The sequence below is a fragment of the Streptomyces sp. SID5785 genome, assembly GCF_009870065.1.
In the GTDB taxonomy this organism is placed as follows: Bacteria; Actinomycetota; Actinomycetes; order Streptomycetales; family Streptomycetaceae; genus Streptomyces.
Genome location: NZ_WWIA01000273.1, coordinates 1 through 14842, shown reverse-complemented (window position 1 = coordinate 14842; position 14842 = coordinate 1). Strand labels below are relative to the sequence as shown.

General features: G+C 74.0%; 9 protein-coding genes, 1 tRNA gene, 1 pseudogene and 1 riboswitch. Of the genes and pseudogenes, 4 read left to right on the top strand and 7 right to left on the bottom strand.

The genetic code is table 11. The features are described 5' to 3' along the window. From GTW43_RS08715 to GTW43_RS08705, 3 genes and pseudogenes are all read right to left on the bottom strand, one after another. Positions 1–866: pseudogene (locus tag GTW43_RS08715) on the bottom strand (tetratricopeptide repeat protein); the annotation flags it as partial. 109 nt (positions 867–975) lie between these two features. Continuing rightward, the gene (locus tag GTW43_RS08710) at positions 976–2037 is read right to left on the bottom strand and encodes a helix-turn-helix domain-containing protein (RefSeq protein WP_161300135.1); all 1062 of its coding nucleotides are present in this window, start codon (positions 2035–2037) and stop codon (positions 976–978) included. An 80-nt stretch (positions 2038–2117) separates the two neighbouring features. Further along, positions 2118–5342 carry an AAA family ATPase gene (locus GTW43_RS08705; protein WP_237536375.1) on the bottom strand — a complete coding sequence of 1075 codons (3225 nt, stop codon included), beginning with the start codon at positions 5340–5342 and terminating at the stop codon, positions 2118–2120. Between the two features lie 628 nt (positions 5343–5970). Here GTW43_RS08705 and GTW43_RS08700 point away from each other — a divergent pair. From GTW43_RS08700 to GTW43_RS08685, 4 genes are all read left to right on the top strand, one after another. Then, a complete protein-coding gene (locus GTW43_RS08700) occupies positions 5971–7392 on the top strand; it encodes an MFS transporter (protein ID WP_161300134.1) in 1422 nt (473 codons plus the stop codon). A gap of 145 nt (positions 7393–7537) precedes the next feature. Further along, a complete protein-coding gene (gene lhgO, locus GTW43_RS08695; RefSeq protein ID WP_343245884.1) occupies positions 7538–8737 on the top strand; it encodes an L-2-hydroxyglutarate oxidase in 1200 nt (399 codons plus the stop codon). 53 nt (positions 8738–8790) lie between these two features. Then, positions 8791–9555 carry a tRNA (guanosine(46)-N7)-methyltransferase TrmB gene (gene trmB / locus GTW43_RS08690; protein ID WP_343245883.1) on the top strand — a complete coding sequence of 255 codons (765 nt, stop codon included), beginning with the start codon at positions 8791–8793 and terminating at the stop codon, positions 9553–9555. 58 nt (positions 9556–9613) lie between these two features. Beyond that, positions 9614–10909 (top strand): PrsW family intramembrane metalloprotease, encoded by a 1296-nt coding sequence (locus GTW43_RS08685; protein WP_161300132.1) that lies wholly within the window; start codon positions 9614–9616, stop codon positions 10907–10909. A 26-nt stretch (positions 10910–10935) separates the two neighbouring features. Here the strand turns inward: GTW43_RS08685 and GTW43_RS08680 are convergent, their stop codons facing one another. From GTW43_RS08680 to GTW43_RS08665, 4 genes are all read right to left on the bottom strand, one after another. Further along, a complete protein-coding gene (locus GTW43_RS08680) occupies positions 10936–11880 on the bottom strand; it encodes an aldo/keto reductase (protein WP_161300131.1) in 945 nt (314 codons plus the stop codon). A gap of 158 nt (positions 11881–12038) precedes the next feature. Then, positions 12039–13103 carry a M23 family metallopeptidase gene (locus GTW43_RS08675; RefSeq protein ID WP_161300130.1) on the bottom strand — a complete coding sequence of 355 codons (1065 nt, stop codon included), beginning with the start codon at positions 13101–13103 and terminating at the stop codon, positions 12039–12041. 11 nt (positions 13104–13114) lie between these two features. Continuing rightward, positions 13115–13251: riboswitch (cyclic di-AMP (ydaO/yuaA leader) on the bottom strand. 254 nt (positions 13252–13505) lie between these two features. Continuing rightward, on the bottom strand, positions 13506–14609 hold the full coding sequence (locus tag GTW43_RS08670) for a PP2C family protein-serine/threonine phosphatase (RefSeq protein ID WP_161301053.1): 1104 nt from the start codon (positions 14607–14609) through the stop codon (positions 13506–13508). Between the two features lie 159 nt (positions 14610–14768). Then, a tRNA-Met gene (locus GTW43_RS08665) sits at positions 14769–14842 on the bottom strand.

Below are 14842 nucleotides of genomic sequence, written 5' to 3'. Positions count from 1 at the left end.
TGCAGAGCGTAGGGGTGTCCGGCGCACCGGTCGAGCACGGCGGGCAGCGTGGCCCGGGCGGCGGCGACGGCGGCCTTCCCGGCGACGCCCGTCAGGACCCGCCGCGCGTCCCGGGGCGGCAGCGGTCCCAGCGGCAGGTGCACGGCGCCGAGCCCGGCGAACCGTTCGCGGGCCACGACGACGGTGCACACCCCGGGCCCGGGGACGACGAGCGGGCGCACCTGGGCGGTGGACGTCACGTGGTCGAGGACGACGAGCACCCGCCGCTCCCCGAGGAGTCCGCGCAGCGCGTCGACACGGTCGGCTGCCGCGGGCGGTATCCGGTCGTCGGGCGTCCCGATCCGGCGCAGCAGCCGGGCCGCCGTCTCGCCGGGTGTCGCGCCGCGCACGTCGGCGTAGAGCTGTCCGTCGGGGAAGCGGTCGGCGCGCCGCCATCCCCAGTGGAGGACGGCCGCGGTGGTGCCGATGCCCTCGGGGCCGTGCAGCTGGACGGTGCGGGGGCGCCCCCGGAAGGGCCGGGCGGACTCCTCGTCGAGGCCGCGCAGGATCTCGCGCCGGTCGGTGAAGACGTACGGCGCGGACGGCAGCCGGGGCGGTGCACCGGCCGGCCAGTCGGGCGGCCCCGGCAGTCCGCGGGTCAACTGGAGGAACTGGGCGAGGAGTTCGGGACGGTCGGCACATGCGGCGACGATCGAGGCGGCGAGGTCCTGTCGCTCCGTGGCCGTGGCGGGCGCGGCGACCTCGCGTCCGGTGATGCGCCGCACCAGTGCGCCTGCGGTCTCCCACAGCTGTTTGCCCGCTTCGTTGGCCGTGCCGGAGCCGACGGCGACGAGCACCCCCAGGACGGCCGAGACCGGTTCCACCATGAGCCCACTCCCCCAGTTGCCGAGCGAACCGGCAGCCCTGCTGCGGCTGACGGATGATCAACTCTAAGGTGCGGGAGGGGTTCTGCGCAGGGGTGCCGGGCGGCGGCGGTCAGAACTGCTGCGCCGGCCAGTCCAGGAGGCGTGCCCCGATCACGGCCGTCTGCAGCGTGTACCGGTGGACCGGGTCCGCGGGGTCGGCGCCGGTCAGCTGGTGGATGCGGGCGAGCCGGTAGGTGAACGCGCGGACGCTGAGGGAGAGGCGGCGGGCCGCCTCGGCGGCGACGCAGCCGGTGTCGAAGTAGACGGCGAGCGTCTCGATCAGGGGCCGGGCGCCGCCGCGGGCCTGCTGGAGCGGACCGAGCGCGTTCAGCACGAGGTCGGCCATGGCCTGCCGGTCGCGGGTGAGGACCGGGTAGACGAGGAGGTCGGCGGCGCGCAGGACCGGTTCGTCGAGTTCGAGGCGGACGGCGAGGTCGAGGGCGCCCAGGGCCTCTTCGTAGGACTGGACGACGCCGCCGGGTCCGGACTGCGGGCGGCCGATGGCGACCCGGCCGCCGTCGGTGGCGGCGTGCGCCTGCTTGGCGAAGTGCGCGAGGACCTCGTCCTGGTCACCGGGCGCGATGCACACGAGACGGCCGTCCTTGGTGGTCAGCAGGACGTTCCGGTCGCCGAACCGGGCGGTCAGGGCCCGCTCCACGTCGCGCGGGGCGCTGTCGCCCTCGTCGTAGGACCGCTCGCCCTGGGCCACGGCGACGGCGTGCGCGAAGGAGAGCCGGAGCCCGAAGCGTTCGGCGCGCTCGGCGAGCAGGCCGAGGTCGCTGCGCCCGTGCAGCAGGTCGTCGATGAACTCGCGGCGGGCCGCCTCCTCGCGGCGCACGGCGAGCCGCTGGGCCCGCTCGTACCCTTCGGCGAAGGCGTCGACGCCCTGCTCGACGGCGGTGAGCACGCCGTCGAGGGTGGCGGCGCGGTCGTAGGTGTGGGCGCGGGCCGCCGCGAGGTGGACGCCGACGAGGGTGCGCAGGCCGTGTCCGGCCTCGGCGGCGCGCTCGCCGAGGGCGCGCCGGGAGTCGAGCTCGTCGCGGGTCAGCCTGCGGCCGGTCGTGGAGGCCTCGGCGACGATGCGCACGAAGCCGTCCAGGAATTCGGCCGGTATGCCCCGCTCCGCCGCCATATGTACCCCCACCTCGCTGGTCTCGCCCCAGGCCCTTTGTAGCGCAGAGTGCGGCGAGGTCCCCCATCGGGGCGGTGCGTTCACCGCGGGGGCGCGGTGGAGGCGCGCGTGATGGCGGACTCGACGGCGGCGACCCGGTCGGCGAGCAGTCCGAGCGCGGCCACGGCACGCACCAGCGGATCGGTGTCGGGACCGCCCAGGGTGCGGGCCCGGACGTGCCCGGCCCTGATCTCGTCCCAGCGGGCGCTCTGCCGGGCGTCGAGCGTGCCGCGCAGCTCGGCGAGCTTGAGCAGGTTGGCCTCCGCGCCCGTGGTGAGGGTCTGGGCCTCGCTCGCGTAGTGGTCGTCGACGACGGCGGCGAGCTCGGCGTCGTTCATCGCGGGATCGATCCGCGCGGCGATCTTGTTCATGTCGCGGTACGAGCCCTGCAGCCGGAAGGGCGGTTCGGTGCGGGTCGCCGGGTCCTGGGCGGCGGACGCGATGTAGGCGGCGTTCACGGCGAGGACGGTGCCGCGGGCGGCGAGCAGATGGCGCAGCACCGTGACGATGCGCTCGCGCTCGGCGGCCGGGTAGGCGTGCACGAGCCGGTCGGGCCGGGCGGTGGGGTCGCCCGCGGCGAGCCGGACGAGCAGGTCGAGGTCGGCGCGGTCCCGGCCGGCGAGCGGGGCGAGGTGCGGGTTGGCGGTGAGCGCGTTCTCGACGAAGGAGGTGGCGAAGGCCTCCTCCTTGCCGGTCAGGACGTCGCCGAGGTTCCACACGTCGGCGCGGTTGGCGAGCATGTCGGGGATGCGGAAGCGGGCACCGGACTCGGTGTAGGGGTTGCCGGCCATGCAGACCACGAAGCGCTTGCCGCGCAGGTCGTAGGTGCGGGACCGGCCGTTCCAGACGCCCTCCATGCGGCGCTGGGCGTCGCACAGGGAGATGAACTTCTGCAGCAGTTCGGGCGAGGTGTGCTGGATGTCGTCGAGGTGGAGCAGGACGTTGTTGCCCGCCTCCAGGGCGAAGTTGATCTTCTCGACCTCCTGGCGGGCCGCGGCGTTCGGCGCCTCGGCCGGGTCGAGGGAGGTGACACCGTGGCCGAGCGCGGGCCCGTTGACCTTCACGAGGATCATCCCGAGCCGGTCGGCGACGTACTCCATGAGCGTCGTCTTGCCGTAGCCGGGCGGCGAGACGAGCAGCAGCAGGCCGCCCGCGCTGCCGAGCTGGGCGGCGAGGTTGTCGCCGATCAGCGGCAGGTAGACCTCGTCGATCAGCCGGCTGCGCACGAACGTCGACAGGACGCGCGGGCGGTGCTCGTCCAGCCGCAGCCGGTCTCGCTCGACGGCGGCGAGGCGTGTGCGCAGCTTCTGGTAGGCGCGGTAGCCGGGGACGGTCGCGGTGCGGAACTGCCGGGTTCGGGACAGGAGTTCGTCGAGCCGGACCGTGAGGGCGCGGCCCTGGACGCGCGGATGGGTGCCGAGCAGTCCGGTGACGGTGGCGGTGAGGTCGGCGGACTCGTCGTAGCGCGCGAGGTCCGGGCAGAGTTCGACGGCGACGGCCTCGGGCAGATCGGCGGCGCTCTCCCCCGCCGGGTCCGCGGACGCGGCGTACGCCGCGAGCCAGGCCTCGACGATCTGGCGCCGGGACGCGATGTCGGGCAGCCCGCGCAGGTCCTCCTCGTAGGCCGGACCGTCCACCGTGCGGCGGAACTTGTCGAGGAAGGTGCGCACGCGGGTCGCGGTGACGAAACCGTCGGGCGCGCAGCTCAGCTCGTCGAAGAGATAGCGCGCCGCGTCCGCGTCGCCGCCCATGCGCGCGGCGAGCTCCGCGCGGAAGTCGTCGACGGCAGGGGCGAGCCCGAAGGTGTCGCGGGCGCGGGCGAGCGAGCGGGCGCGGCGGGTGAGCGGCTCCCGCTCCTCCCGGGGCACCTCGTGCGCCCAGAACATCTGCGCGGCGGCGCGGGCCGCGGGCGGGTGGCGCAGCAGTCCGGCCCCGGCGTGCAGGCGCAGCAGCGCGGTGAGGATCGCGGTGGCGTCGTGGTCGTGGACGCCGCGCTCGTACCCCTCGTCGTACGCGTCCTCGGCGGCGCGGCGCACGAGCGCGGCGAGGTCGTCGGTGGCGGCGAGGGCGTCGGCGCCGTGCTCGTCGAGCAGGCGGGCGGCGAGGTGTTCGGCCCGGTAGACGCCCGCGGTCTCGGAGGCGAGGCGCGCGCGGTGCCGGGCGGCGGTCACGAGGGCGGCGCTGGGCTCGTCCGTGAGGGGCCCGTCCAACTCGGCGTAGGGCAGGGTCTCCTCGCCGCCCGCGACGACGACGTGGTGCAGGCGCGGGTTGGCGGCGAGGACGCCGGCGCGCTCCAGTTCGGCCTCGTGGTGGGCGGGCGCGGAGGTGAGGTCGTTGAAGGTGACCGCGAGCAGGCGCTCGCCCGCGCCGGTGCCGTGCCCGAGGACGGTGCCGGGCAGTCCGGGCAGTCCGGCCGCGAGCAGTGCGAGGGTGCCGGAGGCGGGACCGCCGGAGAGGTCGGCGCCGATGCCGGGCACGGGCATCCCGCGCGCGGCGCGCCGCTCGGCGGGCCCCATGCCGGGTACGGGACCGGGGTCGAGGTCGGTGCCGGGCACGTGCCGGGGTGCGGCGAGCCGGGTGCGTACGGCGTCCACGAGGGCGTCCCGTACGCCGTCCACGGCGTCGGCGGGGTCGGTGGGGGTGGCGGCGACGGCGAGGGAGGCGACGGGTTCGTAGCCGGCGATCTCGCGGGATCCGGCGCGCAGCACGAGCGCGTGTCCGGGCGGGATGCGGCGCACGCCCTCGTAGGGGGTCGAGTCGTGCAGCGCCTCGGGCACGTCGGGGGCGGCGAGGAGCGCGGCGAGGTGTCCGACGTCGAGGTTGGCCTCGATGAGGTCGGCGAGGGGGAGGGCTGCGGTGGCGTAGGCGGTGCCGCCGGCCCAGGGGGTGTGGAAGACGGGCCGGGCGCCCGCGAGGTCACCGAGGACGGTGACGCGGCGGCCGGCCCGGACGACGGCCGTGTAGCTGCCGGGCCAGGCGGTCAGGTGGCGCAGGGCGCCGCCGCGGGCGGCGAACAGGCCGACGCGCAGCTGCTCGTCGGTGGCGCCGCAGACGCCGAGGACCGCGATCCGGGTCTGGTCGTCGACCTTCACGATGCGTACTTCGTCGGGGCGCCAGTCACCGACCGCCCACAGGGGATCCGGGTCTCCCCACAGGAGTTGGGACCCCACCGGGTGGACCGTCTCGCCGTCCGTCCCGGTCGCTCCGGCGGAACCGGGGGCGAGGGGCCCGGCGGCGGTACTGCTCCACCCCACCAACCACCGCATCGCCGCCTCCACACGCTGTGGACATCCAAGGGATCCCCATGCTGCCACGAAGGAGGCGTCCTGGAGGACGCATGAAGGGAGCGGAAAATGGCGTGTGCTCCCCCGGATGCGCCCCTTTTGAGCGGTCGTTGAACCGTGGTACTACCCACGCAGCACGGAACGACAACGGCACAACAACGGTGAGATTCGGCCAAATCGGCGCGGGTTGGCCGGAGCCGGCCGACCCGCTTCGGCCACAGCGCGCAACGCGCAGTCCGGGAGGCGCAGTTCGCCTCCCGGACCGTTCCACCGCCCGCGGGGATGAAGGCGGCGGTGTCCCCCAGCCCGCTGGATCCAGTACAGCGGGCCGACCCACGCAGGTCCCATGGAAGCGCTCCCCCGGGGGACGGCCAAGAGCGCACGTGTGGGCGCACGGCACCACGGGCGGAGCACACGGTCACACGGCGTGGCCTGCGCCGTACTTCAGTACGGACAACAATCCCGCCATCTGGAACCACCGCCCTTAACGCTTGGGAGGCGGCGAACTACGCTGGGTGTACGAATGCCGCGCGGTTATGCCAGGCCGAGTCGGGCCGTCTTCTCGGCGTAGCCGCCAGGCGCGGCAGCCGTCTGTGTCGAGGGGTGACGCATGTCCAGGGAGCAACGCGGGCCGAACGAGAAACTCGGCGCCGTTCTCGCCCTCGCGGGAATCAGCAACGCCGGACTGGCGCGCCGGGTCAACGATCTGGGGTCGCAGCGCGGACTGACGCTGCGCTACGACAAGACGTCCGTGGCGCGCTGGGTGTCGAAGGGCATGGTGCCGCAGGGCGCCGCCCCGCACCTCATCGCGGCCGCGATCGGCCAGAAGCTGGGCCGGCCTGTGCCGTTGCACGAGATCGGCCTGGCGGACGCGGACCCCGCGCCCGAGGTGGGGCTCGCCTTCCCGCGGGACGTGCGGGCGGCGGTGCGGTCGGCGACGGAGCTGTACCGCCTCGATCTGGCGGGCCGCCGCGCGGGCGGTGGCGGGATCTGGCAGTCGCTCGCCGGGTCCTTCGCGGTGAGCGCGTACGCCACACCGGCCTCGCGATGGCTGATAACCCCGGCCGACTCGTCGGTCGCGCGCGAGGCGCACGGTGCCGAGGAGGGCGCACCGCAGAAGGTCGGCCACAGTGACGTGCAGAAGCTGCGCGAGGCCGCACAGGACGCACGCCGCTGGGACTCCAAGTACGGCGGCGGGGACTGGCGTTCGTCGATGGTGCCCGAGTGCCTGCGGGTGGAGGCGGCACCGCTGCTGCTCGGCTCGTACTCGGACGACGTGGGCCGCTCCCTGTTCGGCGCCGCGGCCGAACTGACGCGCCTAGCCGGGTGGATGGCGTTCGACACGGGTCAGCAGGAGGCGGCGCAGCGGTACTACATCCAGGCGCTGCGGCTCGCGCGGGCCGCGGCCGACGTCCCGCTCGGCGGCTACGTGCTCGCCTCGATGTCGCTGCAGGCGACGTACCGCGGCTTCGGCGACGAGGGCGTCGACCTGGCGCAGGCGGCGCTGGAGCGGAACAAGAGCCTGGCGACCGCCCGCACGATGAGCTTCTTCCGGCTCGTCGAGGCGCGCGCGCACGCGCGTACCGGTGACGCGCAGGCGGCCGGCGCCTCGCTCAAGGCCGCCGAGGGCTGGCTGGAGCGCTCCCGCGACGGTGACAACGATCCGTCGTGGCTGGGCTTCTACTCGTACGACCGTTTCGCGGCGGACGCGGCCGAGTGCTACCGGGACCTGAAGGCGCCGCGTCAGGTGCGCCGGTTCACGGAGCAGGCGCTGTCGCGGCCCACGGAGGAGTTCGTGCGCTCGCACGGGCTGCGCCTGGTGGTGTCGGCGGTCGCCGAGCTGGAGTCGGGGAACCTGGACGCGGCGTGCGAGCAGGGCACACGGGCGCTCGAGGTCGCGGGCCGCATCTCGTCCGCGCGCACCACGGAGTACGTGAAGGACCTGCTGCACCGTCTGGAGCCGTACGGCGACGAGCCGAGAGTCGTGGAACTACGGGAACGGGCGCGCCCCCTCCTGATGGCTCCGGCGTAGCCCCCGGCCCGGGTCCTCACCTCCGTGTCCCGGGGCCGGGCGGGACCCACGGACCTGTCGGCGCTGTCGGCGGGTCGGGACTGGTCGGTGGCGTCGGGACTGTCAGTGGCGTCGGGCAAGATGCAGGGCGTGGAGGTGAGGCCTGGTGGGGACGGCTGTGCTGGACGGGGACGTGCTGGTGGTCGGCGGCGGGATCGTCGGGCTGTCCACCGCGTATGCCGTCTCCCGGGCCGCGCCGGGCACCCGCGTCGTCGTCCTGGAGAAGGAGCCGGGCCCGGCCCGCCACCAGACGGGGCGCAACAGCGGGGTGATCCACAGCGGGATCTACTACCGCCCGGGCTCGCTCAAGGCGCGGTTCGCGGTGCGCGGGGCGGCCGAGATGGTCACGTTCTGCGCGGAGTACGGGATCGCGCACGAGGTCACCGGCAAGCTGATCGTCGCCACCGAGCGGGACGAGCTGCCGCGGCTGCACGCACTGGTCCAGCGCGGCCGGGAGAACGGGATCGCGGTGCGCGAGCTCGGCCCGGTCCAGATCCAGGAGTACGAGCCGCAGGTGCGCGGCCTGGCGGCGATCCACGTGGGCACGACGGGGATCGCGGACTACCGGGCGGTCGCGGAGCGGCTCGCCGAAGTGTCCGGCGCCGAGGTCCGCTACGGGGCGGAGGTCGTGCAGGTCGACCGGCGCCCGGGGCGCGGGGTCGCGGTGCGCACGCGCGCGGGGGACGTGGTGCGGGCGCGGGTCCTGGTGAACTGCGCGGGGCTGCACTGCGACGAGGTGGCGCGGCTGACGGGGGACGACCCGGGCATGCGGATCGTGCCGTTCCGGGGTGAGTACTTCGAGCTGGCCCGGCCCGAGCTGGTGCGGGGGCTGGTCTATCCGGTGCCGGACCCGGCGTTCCCGTTCCTCGGGGTGCATCTGACGCGGGGCGTCGACGGAGGCGTCCACGTGGGACCCAACGCGGTCCCGGCGCTGGCCCGCGAGGGCTACGGATGGGGCGTGGTGCGGCCGCGGGACCTGGCCGGGACGCTCGGCTGGCCCGGGTCCTGGCACCTGGCGCGGCAGCACTGGCGGTACGGGGCCGGGGAGGTGCTGCGGTCCGCGTCCCGGGGGGCGTTCGCGCGGGCGGTGCGGAGGCTGGTACCGGCCGTCGACGGGGCGGATCTGGTGCCTGCGGAGGCGGGGGTGCGGGCGCAGGCCGTGCTGCGGGACGGGACGCTGGTGGACGACTTCCTCATCCGCGAGGGGCCGCGCGCGGTCCACGTGCTGAACGCGCCGTCACCCGCGGCGACAGCCGCCCTCCCCATCGGCCGCCACATCGCCACCCGGGCCCTGGCCGCCCTGTGACGGTCGCGTACCCGGCGCCGAGGGGGCGCGCGGTACGTAAAATCGGGGGCATTGTGTCTGAGTCGCCTGAGAATCACGTCCCCGCCCGCCCGAACGAGCCCCGCTTCCCGGACGGCCCCCGCCCGGACCCCGCCGGCTCCCACTTCGAGCGCCGCATCCGCAGCTTCCAGCCCCGCCGCAGCAGGGTCACCACCGCCCAGGCCGACGCCCTGCAGCGCCTGTGGCCCCAGTGGGGCCTGGACATCGACGGCCGGCAGACGCTCGACCTGCCCGCGCTGTTCCCCGGCGTGGAGCGGATCGTCCTGGAGATCGGCTTCGGCATGGGCGAGGCCACGGCCCAGATGGCCGCGGACGATCCGACGACGGGCATCCTCGCGGTCGACGTGCACACCCCGGGCCAGGGCAACCTGCTGAACCTGGCGGACCGCGGCGGCATGAAGAACGTCCGGGTGGCGAACGGCGACGCGATCATCCTGCTGCGCGCCATGCTCCCGGACGACAGCCTGGACGGGCTGCGCGTGTACTTCCCCGACCCGTGGCCCAAGAAGCGGCACAACAAGCGGCGCCTGATCCAGCCCGACTTCCTGTCCCTGGTCGCCGGCCCGCTCAGGCCGGGCGCGATCGTGCACTGCGCGACGGACTGGGAGGACTACGCGGAGCAGATGCTCGAGGTCCTCACGGCGCACCCCGACTACGAGAACACGGTGCCCGGCGGCGGCTACGCCCCGCGCCCCGCGTTCCGCCCCCTGACCCGCTTCGAGGGCAAGGGCCTGGACAAGAGCCACGTCGTGCACGACCTGCTGTTCCGACGCCGCTGAGCTGCGGGGGAACCCGGGCCCCGTCGCGGCACCCGGCATCCCTCGTTAGGGTCAATCCGTGGCCCACTACCCCACGTATCCGCCTCAGCAGGATCACGCCCTCGGCACGCCGCCGAGCGGCGCGGTCCCGCATCCGCGCTGGTGGGAGCGGAAGGGGGTGCAGGCCACGGCGCTCGCCGCGCTGCTGGCGCTGTCGGGCGCGGTGATCCTGGCGCTGGTGCGGGAGCAGACCGGCACCGAGGGCTTCCTCGTGGGGCTCGGTCTGGCCGTGCTGCCGGTGCCGCTGCTGATAGCCGCGTTCCGCTGGCTGGACCGGGTGCGCCCGGGTCCGTGGCGGAACACGGTCTTCGCGTTCGCCTGGGGCGCCTGCGCGGCGGCCCTCATCGCGATCGTCGCCAACAGCTTCGCGACCCGCTGGATAGAGACGGCGACGGCCGACCCGTCGAGCGCCGACACGCTCGGCGCCACCGTGATCGCCCCGGTGGTCGAGGAGTCGGCGAAGGCGGCGGCGGTGCTCCTCGTCTTCCTGTTCCGCAGACGCGACTTCGCCGGGGTCGTGGACGGCATCGTCATCGCAGGCGTCACCGCGACCGGCTTCGCGTTCACCGAGAACATCCTCTATCTGGGCAACGCGTTCGGCACCGACCAGCTCACCGGCACCGGCCCCGGTTTCACGTCGGTGACCGCCGCGACCTTCTTCGTCCGCGTCATCATGTCGCCGTTCGCTCATCCGCTGTTCACGGTGCTGACCGGCATCGGATTCGGCGTCGCCGCCGTCACGGCCCCCGACCGCGGCCGCGCCCGCCGGGTGCTGCTGCCGCTCGCCGGACTGCTGACCGCGATGGGCATGCACGCCTTCTGGAACGGCTCGTCGAACTTCGGCGAGTACGGCTTCTTCGCGGTCTACGCGACGTTCATGGTGCCGGTGTTCGGCCTCGTCACCTGGCTCGCCGTGTTCCTGCGCCAGCGCGAGCTGCGGGCCGTGCGCCAGGAGCTGCCCGCCTATGTCGCGGCGGGCTGGCTGGCCCCGGCCGAGCCGTTCGCTCTCGGCTCGCTCAAGGCGCGCCGCCTGGCCCGCGAGTACGCCGCGCACTTCGGCGGCAGGCAGGCGCTGTCCGCCGTCACGGAGTACGAGGAGTGTGCGACGTCCCTCGCGCTGCTGCGCCGCCGCGGCGAGCGCGGCCGGGCGGGCGCCGACTTCGTCGTACGGGAACGGGAGCTGCTGGACGCGCTGTGGCGGCGGCAGGGCTATGCGCGGGCCGCGCTCGCGTACGGGGCCAGGGCGATCGCGCCGCCCCGGCCCGTCTTCCCCGCGGCTCCGCAGGGCCCGGCGTACCCCCCGTACCGCTGGTGAGCCCGTGCCGCCGGTGAGCGCCGGCCTCAGGCGGAGGCGCGGTCGAGGCGCCGGAGTTCGGCCTCGGTCAGGGTGAGGTCGGCGACGGCGACCAGGGCCGGAAGCTGCTCCACGGTGCGCGCCGAGGCGATCGGGGCGGTCACGGTGGGCTGCGCGGCGAGCCAGGCGAGGGCGACCGTGGCGATCTCGGCGCCGTGCTCCTGGGCGATCTCGTCGAGGGCGGTGAGGACGGCGCGGCCGCGCTCGGTCTCCAGGTGCTTGCCCGCGCCCTGGGCGCGGGGGCTGTCGACGGTGACGCCGGCGCGGTACTTGCCCGTCAGGAACCCGGCGGCGAGCGCGTAGTAGGGCACGGCGCCGAGTCCGGCGCGGGAGGCGACCTGCTCGAGCTCGCCCTCGTAGGTGTCGCGCGAGACGAGGTTGTAGTGGGGCTGGAGGGCGACGTAGCGGGCGAGGCCCTCGCGGTCGGACAGGTCGAGGGACTCCTGGAGGCGGGCCGCGGAGATGTTGGAGGCGGCGATGTGGCGGACCTTGCCGGCCCTGACCAGCTCGTCGAGCGCGCCGATGATCTCCTCGACGGGGACCTCGGTCTTGTCGAAGTGCGTGTAGTAGAGGTCGATGTGGTCGGTGCCCAGGCGCTGCAGCGAGGCGTCCGCGGCGGCCTTGATGTTGGCGGCGGTCAGGCCGGGGAACTTCGGGTGCTGGCTCACCTTGGTGGCGATGACGAGGTCGTCGTGGCGGCCGCGCCCGGCGAGCCACTTGCCGATGACGGTCTCGGACTCACCGCCCTCGTTGCCCTCGACCCAGGCCGAGTAGGAGTCCGCGGTGTCGATGAAGTTGCCGCCGGCTGCGGTGTAGGCGTCGAGGACCGCGAAGGAGGTGGCCTCGTCGGCCGTCCATCCGAAGACGTTGCCGCCGAGGGAGAGAGGGAAGACCTCGAGGTCGGAGGAGCCGAGCATGCGAAGAGAAGTCATGACCGGTCTCAACGCCCGCACGGAATACGGTATTCCATCGGCTGCATGATGCACGCACATGCCGGTGTGCCGCTCGTGCGCCGGGGCATGCCGGGACCGGCAGCCCTGACGTCGGGGGGTTGCCGCCAGGACCGCCGGTGTTCACGGGGAGCCTGGGCTCAGGGGGTGAGGCCCTTGTCGCGCAGCCATGCGGCCGGGTCGACGCCGGTGGCCTGGCCGCCGGGGTGGACCTCGAGGTGGAGGTGGGGCCCCGTCACGTTGCCCGTCGCGCCGATGCGGCCGATGACGTCGCCGGTGCTGACCTTCTGGCCCACGCTCACGTTCAGCGAGGACTGGTGGCAGAACCACAGCTCGGTGCCGTCGTCGAGGGTGAGGACCGTGCGGTATCCGTAGGCACCGGCCCAGCCGGCCTCGGTGACCGTGCCGGAGTGGATCGCGTAGATCGGCGTACCCGTGGACGCCGCGAAGTCGAGGCCCGTGTGGTAGCCGGAGGACCACATGGCGCCGGGCTGCCCGAAGGTGCCGGTCGTCGTGTAGGAGGCGACGGGGAGCCTGTAGCTCTTGGCCAGCTTGGCGAGGCGCTCGGCCTCGGCCTTCGCCCTGGCCTCCTCCTCCGCCTTCTTCTTGGCGGCGGCCTCCTTGGCGTCCGCCTTGTCCTGCGCCGCCTTCTGCTGCGCGGCGGCCTCGGCGGCGGCCTTCTGCGTGGCGGCCTCCTCTGCGGCCTGCTGCTCGGCGGCCTCGGCGGCGTCCTGCTGCGTCTCGGCCTGCGCCAGGATGCGGGCCCGCAGGGCCTCGCCGGCGTCGGCCTGGCCGTCCTCGGCGGACACGGTGGTGAGCGGGGCCGTGGAGGACGCGGGCGCCGTGCCGGCCTCGTCGGAGCCGGTGACCTCGGATATCAGCGAGCCCACGCCCGGCAGGGACTTCGCCTCGGGCAGCGAGTCCTTGACCGCGGACAGGTCGGGCAGGGAGAGCGAGACGGGCGGCTTGCCGCCCTGCGCGGTCGCGATGCCGCCCGCACCGACGGCGGCGATCACGCCGACGCCGAGGACGGTGGAGCTGCGCGCGAGACCGCCGCGCTGGCGCGCGACGCGGTGCCGGCCGCGGACGGGACGGACGGACTCCTCGGTGGGATTCCACTCCTCCCAGTTCTCGCGCTCGGGACCGAAGTCATCGGTTTCGGACGAGCCGTAGGAGAACTCGGGGGCAGGCCGGTTCGACGCCACTGGGGCGCTCTCCTTTCCTTCCTTCTCGCCTACCGGGTTAGCTGACGGGTTCGGAGCAGGAAGGTCTCCTACGGGCATGACGTACTGCCCGATTCACCCCAAGTTGGTGGTTCCCCGGCTCCCTTGCGGGATTAAGCGTGTGCGCACGGCGCCGCCTCTGGTGGCGACGGGAACGACCGCGCTGCGTTATCGAACGTTAATAGACGGCCGACACGATTTCCAAGCCGTTCCCACTGATCGTTCACTTCTTTGGCCTGGACTTATCAGGCCCGGGCGGGCGGAATCGGGCGAGTTGACCCGGACCTTCACACCACGAATGAGCCAGCTTTTCCTGACGCTGTTTCAATTGTGATGCGCAGCGACGCGATTCGGTCACGGCCGGTGATGCCGATCATGGAACGGTCACGGACGCCGCACCGCGAGCAGCGCCATGTCGTCCGTCGCACCGCCCCCGGTGTGCGCGCGCACCTCGGCCGCGAGCGCCGCGAGCAGCTCCTCGGGCCCGGGGAAGACCCGGCCCGCCAGCCGGTCCGCCGGGTCGTAGAAGGCACCCCCCGCGTCCCGCGCCTCGGACAGCCCGTCGGTGTAGAGCAGCAGCGTGGCGGCCGCGGGGAACACGGACTCGACGGCCCGGTCCGGCCAGCTGCCCAGCTCGCTCATGCCGAGCGGCAGCGCGGCCTCGTCGGGGCCGAGCACGCGCAGCGTGCCGTCGCCGTGCAGCAGGAGCGGCTCGGGGTGGCCGCGGTTGAGCACCCTGACCCGGTCGCTGCCGTACGGGAACTCGGCGAGGACGGCGGTCGTGAAGCCCTCGAAGTCGTCGAGGCCGCGGCGCCGGGTGCCCTCTCTGGCCAGCGCCCGCTCCAGCCGCCGGGCGACCGCCTCCAGGGTGGACTCCTGCTCGGCGGCCTCGCGGAACGCGCCGATGATGACGGCCACCGCCGCGACCGCGCCCATGCCCTTGCCCCGTACGTCGCCCACGACGACGCGCACCCCGTGCGGGGTGTCCTGCGCCGCGTAGAGGTCGCCCCCGATGAAGGCGCCCGCCTGTGCGGCCTCGTAGCGGGCCGCGACCTGGAAGCCGCCGATGCGGCCGGGCGGCTCGGGCAGCACGGCGAACTGGGCGGCCTCGGCGATGTGCCGGGCGGAGGCCAGCTGTTCGTTGCCGTGGCGCACGATGCGGTTGATGAAGCACGCCAGCAGGCAGACCGTGGCGACGGTGGCCATCTCGGTGACGATGTCGGAGTCGAAGTCCCGCGTGAAGCGGAGATGGACGGCGACGATCGCCCCGATCGAGCCGACCCCGGCGAGGATCGTGCTGCCGAGCGAGAAGAAGGGGGCGGCGACCAGGGGGGCCGCACTGAACAGCGGGGAGCCCGCGAAGCCCGACGGGGTGCTGTACTCGTAGATCGCCCCACCGATGATCAGGAGCGCCGGCAGCAGGCTCAGGACCGTGCGGAGCGTGCGGTTGTCCGGTGCGTGCGCATGCCGTCCACCTCGCTGCCCCACCGCTCGTCTCCTGCCGCTTGCCCGCCCGAATGTCCGGCGTCTCCCCAAGGTTTCCCGGGACGGGCGGCGGCGGCGAGCAGTGATGCGCCGTCCGGGTGGCCACGGAACACAAAAAGAGCGAGACCGGAATTCCTCGGAATTCCGGTCTCGCTCTGTCAGTAGCGGGGACAGGATTTGAACCTGCGACCTCTGGGTTATGAGCCCAGCGAGCTACCGAGCTGCTCCACCCCGCG

What these genes read in the sequence shown, in the direction of transcription:
- GTW43_RS08710 (WP_161300135.1), bottom strand. Translation starts at nt 2,037, where the DNA reads ATGGCGGCGGAGCGGGGCATACCGGCCGAATTCCTGGACGGCTTCGTG.
- GTW43_RS08705 (WP_237536375.1), bottom strand. Translation starts at nt 5,342, where the DNA reads ATGCGGTGGTTGGTGGGGTGGAGCAGTACCGCCGCCGGGCCCCTCGCC.
- GTW43_RS08700 (WP_161300134.1), top strand. Translation starts at nt 5,971, where the DNA reads ATGTCCAGGGAGCAACGCGGGCCGAACGAGAAACTCGGCGCCGTTCTC.
- GTW43_RS08680 (WP_161300131.1), bottom strand. Translation starts at nt 11,880, where the DNA reads ATGACTTCTCTTCGCATGCTCGGCTCCTCCGACCTCGAGGTCTTCCCT.